The sequence below is a fragment of the Sinorhizobium sp. 22678 genome (assembly GCF_052044265.1).
Lineage (GTDB): Bacteria > Pseudomonadota > Alphaproteobacteria > Rhizobiales > Rhizobiaceae > Sinorhizobium > Sinorhizobium meliloti_A.
This window is the reverse complement of the sequence record NZ_JBQEMS010000011.1, coordinates 157977-174417: the sequence shown is the minus strand read 5'-3', so window position 1 is coordinate 174417 and position 16441 is coordinate 157977. Positions and strand designations below refer to the sequence as shown.

Annotated in this window: 13 protein-coding genes and 1 pseudogene; 7 read left to right on the top strand and 7 right to left on the bottom strand. The window is 59.9% G+C overall.

The window, feature by feature from the left end; genetic code table 11:
• Positions 1–41: 41 nt before the first annotated feature.
• The 5 genes from ACTJKL_RS18295 to ACTJKL_RS18275 all read right to left on the bottom strand — a co-directional run bounded on the left by ACTJKL_RS18295 (position 42) and on the right by ACTJKL_RS18275 (position 5825).
• Positions 42–863 carry an ABC transporter permease subunit gene (locus tag ACTJKL_RS18295; RefSeq protein WP_018094270.1) on the bottom strand — a complete coding sequence of 274 codons (822 nt, stop codon included), beginning with the start codon at positions 861–863 and terminating at the stop codon, positions 42–44.
• Positions 864–866: 3 nt separating this feature from the next.
• On the bottom strand, positions 867–1778 hold the full coding sequence (locus ACTJKL_RS18290; protein ID WP_338278259.1) for an ABC transporter permease subunit: 912 nt from the start codon (positions 1776–1778) through the stop codon (positions 867–869).
• A gap of 4 nt (positions 1779–1782) precedes the next feature.
• The gene (locus ACTJKL_RS18285) at positions 1783–2925 is read right to left on the bottom strand and encodes an ABC transporter ATP-binding protein (protein WP_440853476.1); all 1143 of its coding nucleotides are present in this window, start codon (positions 2923–2925) and stop codon (positions 1783–1785) included.
• A gap of 115 nt (positions 2926–3040) precedes the next feature.
• Positions 3041–4135, bottom strand: a complete 1095-nt coding sequence (locus ACTJKL_RS18280) for a polyamine ABC transporter substrate-binding protein (RefSeq protein ID WP_018094267.1) — start codon at positions 4133–4135, stop codon at positions 3041–3043.
• 277 nt (positions 4136–4412) lie between these two features.
• Complete coding sequence (locus ACTJKL_RS18275; protein ID WP_440853475.1) at positions 4413–5825, bottom strand: helix-turn-helix domain-containing protein; 1413 nt, start codon at positions 5823–5825, stop codon at positions 4413–4415.
• A 227-nt stretch (positions 5826–6052) separates the two neighbouring features.
• Between ACTJKL_RS18275 and aceA the strand changes: the two genes are divergently transcribed.
• Both aceA and ACTJKL_RS18265 read left to right on the top strand, forming a co-directional pair.
• Entirely contained in the window at positions 6053–7342 is a 1290-nt protein-coding gene (aceA, locus tag ACTJKL_RS18270) for an isocitrate lyase (RefSeq protein ID WP_440853474.1), read from the top strand.
• A gap of 109 nt (positions 7343–7451) precedes the next feature.
• Positions 7452–7691, top strand: a complete 240-nt coding sequence (locus tag ACTJKL_RS18265) for an SMc00767 family acetate metabolism repressor (protein WP_003527087.1) — start codon at positions 7452–7454, stop codon at positions 7689–7691.
• Positions 7692–8079: 388 nt separating this feature from the next.
• Here ACTJKL_RS18265 and ACTJKL_RS18260 read toward each other — a convergent pair whose 3' ends face one another.
• On the bottom strand, positions 8080–9276 hold the full coding sequence (locus ACTJKL_RS18260) for a nucleoside deaminase (RefSeq protein WP_440853473.1): 1197 nt from the start codon (positions 9274–9276) through the stop codon (positions 8080–8082).
• 406 nt (positions 9277–9682) lie between these two features.
• Between ACTJKL_RS18260 and ACTJKL_RS18255 the strand changes: the two are divergent.
• From ACTJKL_RS18255 to ACTJKL_RS18235, 5 genes and pseudogenes are all read left to right on the top strand, one after another.
• Positions 9683–10677 (top strand): annotated as a pseudogene (locus ACTJKL_RS18255) (BMP family lipoprotein).
• A 10-nt stretch (positions 10678–10687) separates the two neighbouring features.
• Complete coding sequence (locus tag ACTJKL_RS18250) at positions 10688–12274, top strand: ABC transporter ATP-binding protein (protein WP_440853472.1); 1587 nt, start codon at positions 10688–10690, stop codon at positions 12272–12274.
• The gene (locus tag ACTJKL_RS18245; protein WP_440853471.1) at positions 12249–13121 is read left to right on the top strand and encodes an ABC transporter permease; all 873 of its coding nucleotides are present in this window, start codon (positions 12249–12251) and stop codon (positions 13119–13121) included. The genes ACTJKL_RS18250 and ACTJKL_RS18245 overlap by 26 nt, the downstream gene beginning before the upstream one ends.
• A complete protein-coding gene (locus ACTJKL_RS18240) occupies positions 13118–14089 on the top strand; it encodes a sugar-binding transcriptional regulator (protein ID WP_324762935.1) in 972 nt (323 codons plus the stop codon). The genes ACTJKL_RS18245 and ACTJKL_RS18240 overlap by 4 nt, the downstream gene beginning before the upstream one ends.
• A 5-nt stretch (positions 14090–14094) precedes the next feature.
• Positions 14095–15330, top strand: a complete 1236-nt coding sequence (locus ACTJKL_RS18235; RefSeq protein ID WP_440853470.1) for a phosphopentomutase — start codon at positions 14095–14097, stop codon at positions 15328–15330.
• Positions 15331–15536: 206 nt separating this feature from the next.
• Here the strand turns inward: ACTJKL_RS18235 and ACTJKL_RS18230 are convergent, their stop codons facing one another.
• Positions 15537–16412 (bottom strand): LysR family transcriptional regulator, encoded by an 876-nt coding sequence (locus ACTJKL_RS18230; protein ID WP_440853469.1) that lies wholly within the window; start codon positions 16410–16412, stop codon positions 15537–15539.
• Positions 16413–16441: the final 29 nt, after the last annotated feature.

Genomic DNA, 16441 nt, shown 5'->3' with positions numbered 1-16441 from the left:
CAGCCGTCACAAACGCGAGATGAACCCCAACACGCCCTCGCTCAACCAATCGCCGCGAAGGCTGCTCGCTCGTCCTTTTCGCGCTGGACTTCACGACGCTTCGTGACGATCGATGCGACGATCACACCCAAAGCGACGATGCCGATCAGGATCGTGCAGATGGCATTGATTTCCGGCGTCACGCCCAGGCGGACCTGGCTGTAGATCTTCATCGGCAGCGTCGTGGCGCCCGGCCCGGTCGTGAAGCTTGCAATCACGAGATCGTCGAGGGAGAGCGTGAAAGCGAGAATCCAGCCGGAAAAGACCGCCGGCGCGATCACCGGCAGCGTGATCGCGAAGAAGGTCCTGACCGGGGTCGCGCCGAGATCGAGCGCCGCCTCCTCGATCGACTGGTCGAAGCTCAGAAGACGCGACTGGACCACGACCGCGACGAAGCACATGGTGAAGGTGATATGGGCGAGCGTGATCGTCCAGAAACCGCGGTCGAACCCGATCGCCACGAAGAGCAGCAGCAGCGACAGGCCGGTGATCACCTCCGGCATCACCAGAGGCGCATAGACCATGCCGGAAAAGAGAACGCGGCCGCGAAATCGGGTGTAGCGCACCAGCGCGAGTGCCGCCAGAGTTCCGAGAACGGTCGCACAGGTCGCCGAAAGGAACGCCACCCGGATCGTTACCCAGGCCGCGTCCAGAAGGCCCTGGTTATGCCAGAGCTGACTGTACCACTTGGTCGAGAAGCCCGCCCAGACGGTGACCAGTTTCGACTCGTTGAAGGAGAAGATCACCAGGAGCACGATCGGCAGATAGAGAAAGCCGAAGCCTAGAACGACCGAGGCGATGTTGAAACGGGACCACTTCTCCATAGCTCACCTCCCCTCGCCGTCGGTTCTGGCCTGGATGTTCTGGAAATAGACGATGGGTATCACCAGGATCATGAGCAGGATGATCGCCACGGCAGACGAAACCGGCCAGTCGCGATTGGAATTGAACTCGCTCCACAAGGTCTTGCCGATCATCAGCGTTTCCGAGCCGCCGAGGAGGTCGGGAATCACGAATTCGCCGACAGCCGGAATGAAAACGAGCAGGCAGCCGGCCACGACGCCGGGGAGCGACAGGGGAAAGGTCACGCGCCAGAAGGCGGCGGCAGGCGTGCAGCCGAGGTCCTGGGCGGCTTCGGTCAGCGAATGGTCCATCTTCTCAAGCGCCGAGTATATCGGCAGCACCATGAAGGGCAGATAGGAATAGACGATGCCGATATAGATCGCCCAATTGGTGTTGAGGATGATGAGCGGCTGATCGATCAGGCCGACCGCCGACAGAAACTGGTTGAGCAGGCCCTCCGGCTTCAGGATGGCGATCCAGGCATAGACGCGGATCAGAAAGCTCGTCCAGAAGGGCAGGATCACCATCATCAGCAGCGTGGGTCGCAGCGAACGCGGCGCCTTCGCCATGCCGTAGGCGATCGGATAGCCGATCAGGAGCGTCAGCAGGGTCGAGATGGCGGCGATGACGACGCTCGATATATAGGCGTTGAAATAGAGGACGTCCTCCGTCAGCCATACGTAATTGTCGAGCGAGAATTCACCGAGCTTCTCCACGACGCCGGAAAGGCCGCCCGCCAGGTCGAAGACAGGCATATAGGGCGGCATAGCGACGGCCGTCTGCGACAGCGAGATGCGGAAGACGATGAAGAAAGGGATGAGGAAGAAGAACAGGAGCCAGGCATAGGGAATGATTATGACCAGGCGGCTGACGATGGCTGAGGCGAGTTTCGCCATGGCTTCAATCCTTCAAAACGACGCCCGCATCTTCACCGAAGGAGATCCAGACCTGCTGGTCGTAACCGAGCGGGTCCTCGACCGCCCGCGCCGCGTTCAGCGATGACGCCTTGACGACCTTGCCGTCCTTCAGCCGGATGTGAAAAACCGTCATGTCGCCGAGATAGCCGATGTCCCATATCTCGCCCTCGGCGGCGTTCACCGGCGCATGCGCCGGCGGCTGCCGGCCAATTCTGATCTTCTCGGGCCGGATGGCGACGGCCGCCTTTGCGCCGTTTCCCGGCGTTTCCGGCGACGCCATCCGGACCGGTATACCGCCCGTCGTCTCGACACGTATATAGCCGTCTTCGGCCGAGGTGACCTTGCCGTCGAATATGTTCACGTCGCCGATGAAGTCGGCGACGAAGCGCGAATTCGGCGCTTCGTAGATCTCCGCAGGCGTCGCCACCTGGACGACCTTGCCGTGGCTCATGACCGCGATGCGGTCCGCCATGGTCATCGCCTCCTCCTGGTCGTGAGTGACGACGACGAAGGTGAGGCCGAGTTCCTGCTGGAGGTCCATGAGCTCGAATTGCGTTTCCTCGCGCAGCTTCTTGTCGAGCGCGCCGAGCGGCTCGTCGAGCAGCAGCACCTTCGGCCGCTTTGCCAGAGAACGGGCAAGGGCGACGCGCTGGCGCTGGCCGCCGGAAAGCTGATGCGGCTTGCGCTTGGCGAACTTCTCGAGCTTGACGAGCTTCAGCATCTGCGCGACGCGTTCGGAGATGTCCGCTTTCGGCATTCCGTCCTGCTTCAGGCCGAAGGCGACGTTGTTTTCGACCGTCATGTGCGGAAACAGCGCATAGGACTGGAACATCATATTGACGGGGCGGCGGTAGGGCGGGATGCCCGCCAGGCTCTGGCCGTCGAGGATGATTTCGCCCGATGTCGGCTGCTCGAAACCGGCCAGCATCCGCAGGAGGGTGGATTTGCCGCAGCCCGAAGCGCCGAGCAGGGCGAAGAATTCGCGCGTATAGATGTTCAGCGAAAGATCGTCCACGGCGGTGAAGTCACCGAACTTCTTGGTGACGTTCTTGACGGAAATGAAAGGCTTGGAGGCGGGGTCCGCCCATGGCGCGAAAGAACGCCGGATACTTCCGAGAGACTTCATCATCTATCCTCGAATGGCGCAGCCCATACGCAATGGCCGGCGCCGACACGTCGAGAGTTGAGCGCAGAAACATGCAGAAAATTGCCCGGATTTGAGGTCCGGGCAATTCGTTTTCCTACTGACCAGTGACGATCTTGGTCCAGAGCCGGGTCAATACCCTCTGCTCCTTGGCCTCGAAGGGCGTCGTGGTGAAGAGTTTCTGCATCACGGCATCGGATGGATAGATGGCGGTGTCTTCGAGCACTTCCTTGTCGAGGAACTCCTGCGAGGCCTTGTTGCCGTTGGCGTAGAACACGTAGTTCGAGGCCTTGGCGATGACTTCCGGCTTCATCATGTAGTTGATGAACTCATGCGCCTCGGCGACATGCGGCGCATCGGCGGGGATAGCCAGCATGTCGAACCACATCTGCGCGCCCTGCTCCGGGATCGAGTAGTCGACGGTCACGCCGGCCTTGGCCTCGGCCGCCCGGTCGCGCGCCTGGAAGACGTCGCCGGAGAAGCCGACGGCGAGGCAGATGTCGCCGTTTGCCAGCGCGTTGATATATTCGGACGAATGGAACTTGCGGATATTGGGCCGGACCTTCATCAGCAGGTCGGCTGCCTTTTCGAGGTCCGCCTGATCGTGGCTGTCGGGATTGAGCCCCAGATAGGCGAGCGCCGAGGGCATGATGTCGGTGGGCGAATCGAGGAGATGGATGCCGCAGTCCTTGAACTTCGCCGCAATCTCCGGGTCGAAAATGACATCCCAGTTCGGCTTCTCGTCCGTGCCGAGAATCTCCTTCATCTTCTCGACATTGTAGCCGATGCCGGTCGTGCCCCACATGTAGTCGACGGCGTATTCGTTGCCGGGATCGTACTGCGCGGTACGCTCCATGACCATGTCCCACATGTTGGAAATGTTCGGCAGTTTCGACTTGTCTAGCTTCTGGAACACCCCGGCAGCGATCTGGCGCTGCAGGAAATAAGCGGTCGGAACGACGACGTCGTAACCGGAGCCGCCGGCGAGCAGCTTCGTTTCCAGAATCTCGTTCGAGTCGAACACGTCATAGACGACCTTGATGCCGGTCTCCTTGGTGAAATCCTCGAGGATACTGTCATCGATATAGTCCGACCAGTTATAGACGTTGACGACCCTCTCCTGGGCCGAAGCCAGCATGGTCGATCCCGCAAGCACCGCGGTGGTCAAGGTTGCGACGATGAGTTTGGACATGCAACTCCCCTCTTGATTATCGGCTCGGGACAGTAATTTCTTCTCCAGTGCCGTTACGCCCCGTCTTTTGATCGTGCCGATGCGGAGGTTAGGCATCTTTCTCGATAAGCTCAAGGAGTTAGAGCGGTTCCAGGAAAAAAGTGGTTCGCGGTTTTTCACCCGAAAATTCCCTCCTCTTACCGGACTCTGTCCTTGTCGCAGGTATGGGGAGAGTTTCGGGGAGTTGCTGGCGTCATAACGACATCTGCCTGAGGATTGCGTGCCATTTCGCGCGGCCTCACTGAAAGTCGAAGACGCTCAGCCCGGTGGCCATTTCGTCGAGACCGAGCGGTCGGGTGATCGGCGGTTCGGCGCGCGCCAGGCACCCCTGCCGCTCGCAAAGCCGGCAGGCCGGACCGATTGCGATCGCCGGCATGACTGCGGCGGCGCCATAGACCATCTCGTTCGCGAAGGCGGCCTCGCAACCGACGAGGATCGCGGTGCGCCGAACCCGTTCGTGGAAGGCGGCCTGCGGACCGTCGACGGTGCGTGCGACAGTGATGAATTCGGTGCCGTCAGGCATCCCGACCCGATCGGCGAGAACCTGGCCGGGCACGGCAAAGGCAGCCTGGACGTTGAGCTTGGGACAGCCGCCGCCGAACCGGGCATGAGGAAATCCCTGCGCCCCGGCGCGACGCAGCCTGTTGCCGGCGCTGTCGATCTCGATGAGAAAAAACGGAACCCCCGCCGCACCGGGCCGCTGCAGCATCGTCAGACGGTTGGCGACCTGCTCGTAGGAGACCTGGAAACGCGCCGCCAGGACAGCCAAATCGTATTTCATCCGCTGCGCGGCGGCGAGAAATGCCGCATAGGGCATCATCAGCGCATGGGCGGCATAGCGCGCGAGTTCGAAGCGGCCGATGCGCCGCGCTTCGGCCGTGGCAAAGCGGAACTGCTCGAGCTCGGCGGCAATCGCCTCATGGCAGGCGATCGAAGCCACCTCGATCGCGATCTCGCGCAGCTGATCGAAGGGCGACAGGCGTTCGGAGACGAAGAGGCGCATCGAGTGGCGGTCGAAGCGGCGGCGCAGGGTGGGCATGACGTGCACCGGCAGCGTCCGCACCGCCAGTCCGTGCTCCCTTCTGAGCCAAGCCTTCATTGCGCCTGAAAGATCGTCTCCGGGCGAGAGGCTTGCATGCAGGGCCTCCGCCGCCTCCTCTATGCGGGCGAAGTGATTGGGCCGTGCCTCGAACGCCTCGCGGACTTCGTCCATCGGCAGGCGCGTATCGGCAAGTGCCGCCATGTGTCCCTCGCCCGCCAGCAGGGCGGCGAGATCCCTCAGTCGCGACGCCTGTTCGCGGTAGGCGCGATGAAGTTTGACGATGCCGCCGGAGACGTTCGGCGCCGCTTCGGCGACCTCCACCAGCTCCTGGTCCCCCGGCAGTTCGCCGGCAAGCAGCGGATCGGCAAAGACCTCGCGCAGCTGCGCAAGACCGCTGCCCGCCTCGCCCTGGAGCTCTTCGAGGTCGACCTTGTAGACGGAGGCCAGTTTCAAGAGCAGCTGCACCGTCAGCGGCCGCTGGTTGCGCTCGATGAGGTTCAGATAAGAAGGAGAGATGCCAAGCGCCTCGGCCATGGCCGTCTGCGTCAGCTGAAGACCGTTTCGGATTCGCCTGACCCGCGGCCCGGCAAAGATCTTGTTCTCGGCCATTTGTAATTCCCTTTACAAGTTCCGCAAACGATCGCTTTGACATCTTTTACAACTTTACTTCCGCATACTGTCAAAGACAAGACAAGCTAACCCGTTTCTGGCCGCTATCTGCGGGAATTCGGTAGCGGGTTTATGCAGCGCAATGTAAAAACTGTCACATGATCTTTCGGCCTAGAGGCGCCGAAAGACGAAAGCCGAAGACGAAGCTATTTCACCAGGAGGCAAGTATGACTGATTTTTACAAGCTCGTTCCAAATGCGCCGGAGGGGCGCTTCGACGGAATCGAGCGGCCCTATTCCGCCGAGGACGTGAAGCGGCTCAGGGGCTCGGTGGAGATCCGTTATTCGCTTGCCGAAATGGGTGCGAACCGCCTCTGGAAGCTCATCCGTGAGGAGGACTTCGTCAATGCACTCGGCGCGCTTTCCGGCAATCAGGCGATGCAGATGGTGCGCGCGGGCTTGAAGGCGATCTATCTCTCCGGCTGGCAGGTCGCAGCCGACGCCAACACCGCTTCCGCCATGTATCCGGACCAGTCGCTCTATCCGGCCAACGCGGCTCCGGAACTTGCCAAGCGCATCAACCGCACGCTTCAGCGCGCCGATCAGATCGAGACGGCGGAAGGCAAGGGTCTCTCCGTCGATACCTGGTTCGCTCCGATCGTCGCCGATGCGGAAGCCGGCTTCGGCGGACCGCTCAACGCCTTCGAGATCATGAAGGCCTTCATCGAAGCGGGTGCGGCGGGCGTCCACTACGAGGACCAGCTCGCGTCGGAAAAGAAGTGCGGCCATCTCGGCGGCAAGGTGCTGATCCCGACCGCGGCGCATATCCGCAATCTGAACGCGGCACGGCTTGCCGCCGACGTAATGGGTACGCCGACGCTGGTCATTGCCCGCACCGACGCGGAAGCGGCGAAGCTGCTCACCTCCGATATCGACGAGCGCGACCGCCCCTTCGTCGACTACGATGCCGGCCGCACCGTCGAGGGTTTTTACCAGGTGAAGAACGGCATCGAGCCCTGCATCGCCCGCGCGATCGCCTATGCGCCGCATTGCGACCTCATCTGGTGCGAGACCTCCAAGCCCGACCTGGAGCAGGCGCGCAAGTTCGCCGAAGGCGTGCACAAGGCGCATCCGGGCAAGCTGCTCGCCTATAATTGCTCGCCGTCCTTCAACTGGAAGAAGAACCTCGACGATGCGACGATCGCCAAGTTCCAGCGCGAATTGGGCGCCATGGGCTACAAGTTCCAGTTCATCACGCTCGCCGGTTTCCACCAGCTGAACTACGGCATGTTCGAACTGGCGCGAGGCTACAGGGACCGGCAGATGGCGGCCTATTCGGAACTGCAGGAAGCGGAATTCGCAGCCGAAGCCAACGGCTATACGGCGACCAAGCACCAGCGCGAAGTGGGGACCGGCTATTTCGATGCCGTGTCGGTCGCGATCACCGGCGGCCAGTCGTCGACCACTGCCATGAAGGAATCCACCGAGCACGATCAGTTCCGCCCGGCAGCAGAATGAACGAGCGGGACGCGCGGCCCCCCTGCCCCGCCGCGCGTCCCCAACCAGACCTCGAAACTGAAGCGGGTCGAAGAAGTCCCCCGCACCCATCGCCCAAAGGAGCACTCCGATGACTGTACAGACACGCGTCAAGGAACGGGCCGAGGAACAATCGTCGGCCATGACACCGGAACAGCAGGCGGCGATCCGCATGGTCGCCAACGACCTGCACCGCCTCAACCAGGCCGTCATGAAGGCCGTGGACGCCGGCGTTTCCGTCGAACTGGTCCGTTCGGCCCGCCATCACGGCGGCGACGGCAACTGGGGCGATCTGCTGATCCCCGTCATCGTCACCCAGGGACGGCACTGATGGCTGTGCTGCAATGCCGCGCGATCTGTCGGCCGCGCAACGGCCGCTGCAACGCTTTCGGCTTTTGCCGTCTTCTTCCTTCGATCGATTACGTTTGAAGGACACATGCAGTAGCCCGGCATCGCCGAGGCCGGGCGATCGAAAGATCGTCCTTCTGCCTGCGAGATCGCGACGACCGCTGAAGAACCATCGTGCCTCATGTTGATGATCTGAGCCAGCCGGGCGCAGAACGGTGAGAATGGCCTCCTTTTCATAAGAAGGCCATTCTGGGCGTCGACGGCCGGCCATCGACTCATTCAGCAACCGACCGTCGGCCTTGGACCTGTCGAAAACGCTCGTCTGCCGGATGCGTTCAGCGCGCAGGCGGGGGCACGATCGGGAACGCATCCTACAGGCTTGTATCGGTAACCTGTGTCAGAGAGACCTTTACAAGAGTGCTATAGAACGGCGGCAAGCCGTCCAAGTAGGACTGAACGTCAGCAATGGTAGATGGCTGAATGAACTGGAAGTTGGGCCATCCCATGTCGGGAATTTCAGCCTCCATGGTGGAGCCATAGGCGCCAAGGTCGACGAGATCACGGAAGCTGTCATTCGGGCATCGAAGAAACAGGATTACCCCATATTTTGGGTGAAGCAGGTATTTTCGAGCATCCGCAACAGCTGTCGTTATCATCGTGTGCTTCAGTTGCTGATATTCGCGCGTGACGCGCATCCACGGCGTCAGGATAGGGGAGAGCGCCAGTTGGCCCGGCAGGCACAGTATCAGGTTTCCAAAGGCGTCGATCAGTGCCGCTACGTCACCATTTCCGCCATTTGCGATGTCTTCCTGTTGGGCAGCCTCTATAAATGGGATCAACCCCGAATCTGGTGTGCCTGGCACCGCCAGCGTGTAATCGAGTGCTTGCGGATAGATCGATTTGAGGCCGAGGACGATCGGGTTGTCCGGCGATAGCGTCGCAATGTTGAAGTCCGGGTCTGGAGGTTCGTCGCCGGAAATCGTTTCCTGAACCGAGGTAAGTGTCGCATCGAACAGGGCACGATTGATCGCCTGAGTATGTTCGTCGATGGACTGACCATCGAACAATGCCGGAAGCGGCGCCCCCGACTCTTCACGAGCGAAGCAGGTTGCGCCGGAGACGGCCGGATATGAGAACGTGTTCTGAAGTGTCTCAGGGTCCGTCACAGATGGAAAGGTTGCCGAAAGATCATAGTTGATCCCAGCGAACTCATCGTTGGCGGATATGACGGCCTTGAATCCCGCGCTCGCTAGTGAACCGGTGCACATGCAGCAAGGGTCGAGAGAGGTCACCACCATCAGATCCTCGGGCGATGGGAGCGTTGCCCCTCCATCTACCTGTTCGAAATACCAATCCACGAGTTGTCGTTCTCCGTGGGCGGTGGGGTCCTGCGTGACGCCGTCGACTACAACGTTGTTGTGGAGGGCATGAATGACTTCGCCGGTGCTGCATTGGATAAGGACGCCTCCCACGCTGAAGGTGCCCTGGCAGTAAGCGAGCATGGTCTGATCGGACGCCAACAAGGCTGCTTCATCAAGCGTCGCAACAGAACTATAATTGTTTTTCATAGCATTGCTCCTTCCTTGAATCACATTCAGCAAGGAGCGCCCCTAGACGAACACCAGTATCTACCATATTATTCCATATACAAATTAAAATTCATCATAAGAGGTCCCTCTTACTTTCTACTAGGTTATACATAATCCCATTTCCGTCAATATGACTGTTGCATCTTTATATAATAAAATTGGTGTGAAGGCGCGATTTCCCTGAAATAAACTTCCTTCTTACTGTAACTTCTGCATATTTGAGAAAACTTCACGCAATCTATCCATGGCGTTTCGAGCGCATTGCATGCCCGTCTCGTCACGTATCCTCGATCACAATTTTTTAATCTTGAGGAATCGCTTGCATTTTCATTCTAGTGATGCATAGATATGCGAGAAGGGTGGGGACCCTGGGCTGGAGGACATCATGAAGCTTACGATTGCACTGATAGTAGCGGGCACCATTCTCGGCACTGCGCCCGTGGCGTTGGCCGACGCCAGACCCGCCGTCATTTTTGATCTTGGCGGGAAGTACGACAAATCGTTCAACGAGGCTTCTTATGTAGGGGCCGAACGGTTTCGCGAGGAAACCGGGATTTCCTACCGGGAGTTCGAGCTGCAATCGGACGCGCAGCGGGAGCAATCTTTGCGCCGCTTCGCGCAGCAGGGACAAAACCCGATCGTCGTCACCGGTTTCTCATGGGGGCAGGCGGTCAAGGCAGTGGCGCCCGACTACCCCGACACGAAGTTCGTACTGGTCGACTCCGTCGTCGATCTTCCCAATGTGCGCTCGGTCACCTTCAAGGAGCACGAAGGCTCTTACCTGACGGGACTATTGGCTGCCATGGCGTCAAAGTCGAACAAAATCGGCTTCGTCGGGGGCATGGACATACCGATGATCCGTGCCTTTGCCTGCGGCTACCGGCAGGGAGCGAAATCCGCCGATTCCGACATTACCGTTTTCGAGAACATGGCAGGCACCACCGGCGCTGCCTGGCGCGATCCGGTCAAGGGTGGCGAGTTGGCAAAGTCGCAGATCGGTCGGGGGCCGATGTGATCTATCACGCGGCCGGCGGTACGGGTATTGGCGTATTGCAGGCGGCCGCGGATGCCGGCGTCCTCGGTATCGGCGTGGACAAGAACCAGAACGGCCTGCACCCGGGCAAGGTCCTGACGTCGATGCTCAAGCGGGTCGACGTCGCTGTCTACCAAGCCATGATGGACGTTCACAACGGTACCTTCAGCTCCGGCATCCAGTCTCTTGGCCTGGCCGAAAATGGCGTTGATGTGGCCATCGATGAAAACAACGAAGCCCTGATCTCCGACGAATTGGCTGGCGCTCTCGATGCGGCCAAGAAAAGCATCATCTCGGGCGCGATTTCGGTGCACGACTACCGCACCGATGACACCTGCCCCTTCTGAGAGCGTCCGGATGACCAGTTACCAACTCGACAAACCTCCGTCGTCGCCCTCTCTCGCAATCGAGCTCATCGGGATATCGAAATCATTTGGCCCTGTTCACGCGAACAGGAACATTTCGATGGCCGTCACCAAAGGTACGATCCATGGGATCGTGGGCGAGAATGGCGCCGGAAAATCAACTTTGATGTCCATCCTGTACGGCTTTTACCAAGCCGATCACGGAGAGATGAAGATCAACGGAAAGAAGGTGACGATCCGCCACTCCGACGATGCAATCGCGGCCGGAATCGGGATGGTTCATCAGCACTTCATGCTGGTGAAACCCTTCACCGTCCTCGAGAACGTCATCCTGGGCGCCGAGGACGGCATTCGACTGCAACGCTCGTCCGCAAAAGCCCGTGACGTCCTGCAGGAACTTGCCGCCGCCTATGGACTCGAAGTTGATCCGGATGCAGTTGTCGGCGACCTCTCGGTCGGCCTTCAGCAACGGGTCGAAATACTCAAGGCGCTCTATCGTCAGGCCGAGATACTGATCCTGGACGAGCCAACGGGCGTCCTGACGCCGTCGGAAGCCGACCATCTGTTTCGCATCCTCGACAGCCTTAAGGCGCAAGGAAAAACGATCATCTTCATTACGCATAAACTGCGCGAGATCATGTCGATAACCGACTCGGTCAGCGTCATGCGGCGCGGTGAAATGACGGCAACACACCCGACGTCCCAGATGGATGTCGCGAAGCTCGCCGAGTTGATGGTCGGGCGGACTGTCGATCTGAACGTCAAAAAATCCGAAGCGCAACCCGGTGAAAATGTTCTTTCCATCCGTGACCTGACGGTCGAAAAGAACGGCACGGAGCGGCTTAAGTCGGTCTCGTTCGATATTCGCGCCGGAGAAATACTTGGGGTGGCCGGCGTTGCAGGCAACGGACAGCCCGAACTCCTCGAAGTCATCGCCGGCATGGCGCCGGCAAAGAGCGGGGAAATTCGGCTGAACGGAGCCCCGCTCGATATCTCGCGCGCGGGCTGTGCCGCAGAAAGGCGAAATCAGCGAATCGGCCATGTACCTGAAGACCGGCATCGCCACGGTCTCGTCATGCCGTTCAGCATCTGGGAAAACGCAAGCTACGGCTATCACCGTGATCCTTCATTTACGAAGGGCTTTTTCTCGCTCCCGGGAAGGATGAAACAGGCTGCACGGGACTTGATCGGGGCCTACGACGTACGCCCGGATGATCCTTTCCTGAAGACGGCCAACCTGTCCGGCGGCAATCAGCAAAAAGTCGTCCTGGCGCGCGAGATCGGGCAGAACCCGGATCTCCTTCTGATCGGACAGCCGACGCGCGGGGTCGATATAGGAGCAATCGAATACATTCACCGAGAGATCGTTGCCCTACGTGACCGGGGCAAGGCGATTCTGCTGGTTTCGGTCGAGTTGGATGAAATCTTGGGACTCTCGGATCGAATTGTCGTGATGTTCGATGGCCGAATATCGGGCGAGAGGTATGCGGCTGATACGGACGAGCATGACCTGGGCATGCTGATGGCCGGTGTGAACCAGAGGGAGAGCAACGATGCTACCGCTTCCAAAGTGGGCTGACGGATTCTTGGTTCCGTTGTTGAGCGTTTGCCTCGCGCTCTTCATATCCGGTTTGGTCGTCCTGGCGATTGGAGAGGACCCTGTAAAGGCTGTCCAGATCATGGTAACCGGGGCTTTCGGCAGTACCTACAATCTCGGCTTCACCCTCTTTTACTTTACGAACTTCGTGTTCACCGGCCTGGCCGTGGCAATCGCTTTCCACGCAGCCCAGTTCAATATCGGCGGCGAAGGGCAAGCGTTGTTCGCGGGCATCGGGGCGGCGCTCGTGGGCCTGGGGTTGGGTGAGACTCACTGGCTCCTCGTATTGCCTCTGGGTATCCTTATCGCGTTCCTCTTCGGTGCGGCATGGGCGGCGATACCCGCCTACCTTCAGGTTCGTCGCGGCAGCCACATCGTCATCACCACGATTATGTTCAACTACATCGCCGCAGGTCTTTTGGTCGCATTGCTTAGCAATCTCCTGAAGCCGATCGGGGCGTCCGCACCCCAGTCACGTACCTTCGGTGAGGGCGCACATCTGCCGCGGCTGGACGAAGTCATTGGTTGGTTCGGCCTTGAGACACAAAGAATGGAGAGCAACGTCATGTTCTTCGTCGCTCTCCTCGCCTGTGCCGTGGTTTGGCTGCTGTTATGGCGTACGCACCTGGGTTACGAAGTCAGAGCCTATCGGTCGTCACCAACATGGCTGCGGGTCTCGGTTATGAACAAATCAGCCACGAGCACACGAAAGCCATGGCACCGCTCGGCGCAACGAAGCTCGAGAAGCTCATCCGTGGCTTTCTGCGTCGTTTGTAGTCCGGAGCTTCCTCGGCCGATATTGGCTTGGTCAGGGAGGCCGATACGATGAAGGATGCATCTGGAGATTGGCACCAATACATCGTGGTAAAGGCGGCTTGGCTGTATTTCATCAGGGGGAGAAGCCAATCGGAAATCGCCAAAGCGCTGAAGATATCCCAACCCAGCGTAGCTCGATTGATCGCCGAGGCGCAGCGGGATCGCATCGTTCACGTCTCGATCAACAAGCGGCCAAGCGAGTGTATCGAACTTGAAGTGGAGCTAAGCGATGTGTTCGGGCTTGGCAACTGCATCGTCGTACCTGTCGATGCTTCCGCATCGCATCGCTTCGAGGACGTTCTTCCGCCGGTCAGCAAGATTGCAGCGGCTTACCTCGCATCGGTGCTGTCAGACGAGGCGATCAAACGGGTGGGAATCGGATTGGGCCGGACTCTGGCTGCCAGCTTTGCCGAGATGGCTAGTGTCGAGCGCCCGAATTTGGAAGCGGTGTCGATCACCGGATCTCTGACGCGTTCGCTGGCTGCGAATAGAATGGATCCAATCCAGTTGCTCACCAGGAAGATACGTGGCGACGTATACTTCCTCCCGGTGCCTTACCTGGCCAGCAGCGTCGAAGAAAAATCCGTTTTCCTGTCCCAGCCAAGCGTTCAGCAACTGATGGAAAAGGCACGGGCATCGGATCTGTTCGTCGTCGGCATAGGCTCGCTTGGGAGAGAGGACCATTTGTTCGCGAATCAAGTCATCACCGAAGCCGAGTACGACGAACTCGTGCGCACGGATGCGGTCGGCGATCTGATGGGCCGCTTCTTCAACATAGATGGACAATTGTCCGAACTTGAACTCGGCGACAAGGCCGTCGGGATCTCTCCGATCGAGGTTTCGGGCCGCCGGGTCATTGCCGTCGTGTGCGGGGAGACAAAGACCGAAGCGACACTCGGCGTACTGCGGAGCGGACACGTCAATGAGCTTATCATCGACGAGCATCTCGCGCGGCAGGTTCTCGTCGGCAATCAAGGCTGAGCTCAATGGGACAGCAAAGAGCAGTTCTGATCGTCCTGGATTCGCTGGGTATTGGTGGCGCAACTGACGCGGACCGTTACGGCGACGAAGGCTCCAACACGCTCGGCCACATCGTCGAGGAGGCGAGCCATGGCAGAGCCGATCTCGCCGGCATTCGTCAGGGCCCGCTTATGCTGCCCAATCTGGCCGGGTTAGGGCTGTTCAAAGCAATGCAACTTGCCACTTGCGGCGAAGTCTCGAGCGAGCCGTCTCGCGGAGCATGGGGCGTGGGCGTCGAGAGCTCGAAAGGCAAGGACACGACATCAGGTCATTGGGAGATTGCGGGAACTCCGGTCAACGAGGAGTTTCACTATTTTCCCGATCGGGTGCCCACGTTCCCCCCGGAGTTGATCGATGAGATTGCCAGGCGCTTCGGCCTGTCCGGCGTGATCGGAAACAGGCACGCATCAGGCACGCAGATCATCCAGGAGCTAGGAGCAGAGCATGTCGAGAGCGGTAAGCCAATATTCTACACTTCGGCCGACTCGGTGATTCAGATTGCTGCCCACGAAGCGACTTTCGGGCTGGACCGGCTGTACGATCTCTGCCAATTGACGCGGCGCTTGGCCGATCCGCTGGTGGTGGGCCGGGTCATTGCCCGACCGTTCGTCGGGATGGAAGGTGCCTACATACGAAGCCCGAACCGTCGAGACTTTTCCATGCCGCCATTCGATGAAACGCTGCTCGACCGGCTTGTTCATGCGCGCCGGGCGGTGGTCGGTGTCGGAAAGATCAGCGACATTTTTGCGGGGCGTGGGATTTCGGAATCCCGAAAGGCAATTGGGATCGAAGGCACGGTGCTTGCAACGATACAGGCCTTCCGGGGGCTGCGGCCGGGAGGCCTGGTCTTCTCGAATATCGTCGAGTTCGACAGTGAATATGGGCATCGCCGGGACGTGGCGGGTTATGCACATGCTCTCGAAACGTTCGATGCGCTTGTCCCCGATCTCCTGAACGAACTCGGCGAAGGCGACCTGCTCATCTTGACCGCCGATCACGGCAACGATCCGACGTGGCGAGGGACGGACCATACCAGGGAACGAACGCCGATCCTCGTGGCCGGTCCGGCCCTGCGTCCCGGTTGCATCGGCATCAGGCGCTTCTCGGATATCGCGGCGACGATCGGGACCCACCTTGGAGTAACAGCGACCGCCCACGGCACGAGTTTTGATTGGAAAGGGGAAAGCGACCTCCGTGCGTGACACGAGACCTACTGCACGACCGGCTTCAACTTGAGTTTGTCGAGCACGTCCTTCGTGGTGAGCTCGGGGGAGGTGCAGCGTGACATTCCGGAGGTTGCCGGAGATCGAGCCAAATCAAAGGAATCAGAGCACAGTTATCCGGTTATATGCAGATAGGGGCTGCGTTTTTCGCATTGGCTCCATCGGCCAGGACGAGGAGCGGCATCTCATGCCGAATTGCGCGGCGGGCGCTTGCCGGCAAAAAGGTCCGTATGGCTACGCAGGAAACGTGTCATCCGGTCTACGACGGTTCGGATGTCGCGCCTGTAGCGATCCTCGTTGTTCATGACGATCCACTGCCGGTGTCTGAGCGGCTCGATCTCGTCTCCCACCCGCTCGAGCAAGGGATCGAGATCGCCGACGAAACAGGGCAGCACCGCCCGTCCCGCCCCAGCTCGCGCGAGGTCCAGCAATGAGCGAGGCCGTGTGACGGTTGCAACGATCCGGCCCGGCGCATGCTCGTGCGGCCATCTCAGATAGGCCGATATTGCATCCTCTTCGGCGACTGCGACCCAGCGTTCCACTCCGCCCGGCGCGTTCTTCTGCCGGTAGGCGGCATAGGCGACTTCCCCCACCGGCCGCGCCGCAAGATAGCTTTCCTCCGGTTCGAAGGCGCGGATGCCGATATCGCTTTCGCGATAGGCCAGATTCGCTCGCGCCTCGCCGATCGTCAGAGAAAGGCCGAAAGCGTCCCTTTCCGTGCAGATGGCGGGAAAATTCTCGGCAATCAGCCAGGAGACCCATGTGCCGGCCGCGATGCGGACAACGGTCGCCCCCTCGCCCTCCTTCTGCCAGCTTGCGACCTTGCGGGCCGCCGCCTCCATTTCCTGCAGCTGTTCGAAGAGAAAGCGGCCGTCTCCCGTCAGCGTGTAGCCGGTCTGGCTGCGGATGAAGAGCGAGCGGCCGGTGCGCTCCTCGAGCTCCAGCATCCGGCGGCCGACCGTCGCGGGGCTGAGCCCCGTCGCCTGCGCCGCCCCGGTCAACCCGCCGGTACGCGCCACCGTGACGAAGCAGCGGTATATGTCCCAGTCGGTGTTTTTCATAGCTGAAAAACATATAGGGAAATCGGCTG

What these genes read in the sequence shown, in the direction of transcription:
- ACTJKL_RS18295 (WP_018094270.1), bottom strand. Translation starts at nt 863, where the DNA reads ATGGAGAAGTGGTCCCGTTTCAACATCGCCTCGGTCGTTCTAGGCTTC.
- ACTJKL_RS18290 (WP_338278259.1), bottom strand. Translation starts at nt 1,778, where the DNA reads ATGGCGAAACTCGCCTCAGCCATCGTCAGCCGCCTGGTCATAATCATT.
- ACTJKL_RS18285 (WP_440853476.1), bottom strand. Translation starts at nt 2,925, where the DNA reads ATGAAGTCTCTCGGAAGTATCCGGCGTTCTTTCGCGCCATGGGCGGAC.
- ACTJKL_RS18280 (WP_018094267.1), bottom strand. Translation starts at nt 4,135, where the DNA reads ATGTCCAAACTCATCGTCGCAACCTTGACCACCGCGGTGCTTGCGGGA.
- ACTJKL_RS18275 (WP_440853475.1), bottom strand. Translation starts at nt 5,825, where the DNA reads ATGGCCGAGAACAAGATCTTTGCCGGGCCGCGGGTCAGGCGAATCCGA.
- aceA (WP_440853474.1), top strand. Translation starts at nt 6,053, where the DNA reads ATGACTGATTTTTACAAGCTCGTTCCAAATGCGCCGGAGGGGCGCTTC.
- ACTJKL_RS18265 (WP_003527087.1), top strand. Translation starts at nt 7,452, where the DNA reads ATGACTGTACAGACACGCGTCAAGGAACGGGCCGAGGAACAATCGTCG.
- ACTJKL_RS18260 (WP_440853473.1), bottom strand. Translation starts at nt 9,276, where the DNA reads ATGAAAAACAATTATAGTTCTGTTGCGACGCTTGATGAAGCAGCCTTG.
- ACTJKL_RS18250 (WP_440853472.1), top strand. Translation starts at nt 10,688, where the DNA reads ATGACCAGTTACCAACTCGACAAACCTCCGTCGTCGCCCTCTCTCGCA.
- ACTJKL_RS18245 (WP_440853471.1), top strand. Translation starts at nt 12,249, where the DNA reads ATGCTACCGCTTCCAAAGTGGGCTGACGGATTCTTGGTTCCGTTGTTG.
- ACTJKL_RS18240 (WP_324762935.1), top strand. Translation starts at nt 13,118, where the DNA reads ATGAAGGATGCATCTGGAGATTGGCACCAATACATCGTGGTAAAGGCG.
- ACTJKL_RS18235 (WP_440853470.1), top strand. Translation starts at nt 14,095, where the DNA reads ATGGGACAGCAAAGAGCAGTTCTGATCGTCCTGGATTCGCTGGGTATT.
- ACTJKL_RS18230 (WP_440853469.1), bottom strand. Translation starts at nt 16,412, where the DNA reads ATGAAAAACACCGACTGGGACATATACCGCTGCTTCGTCACGGTGGCG.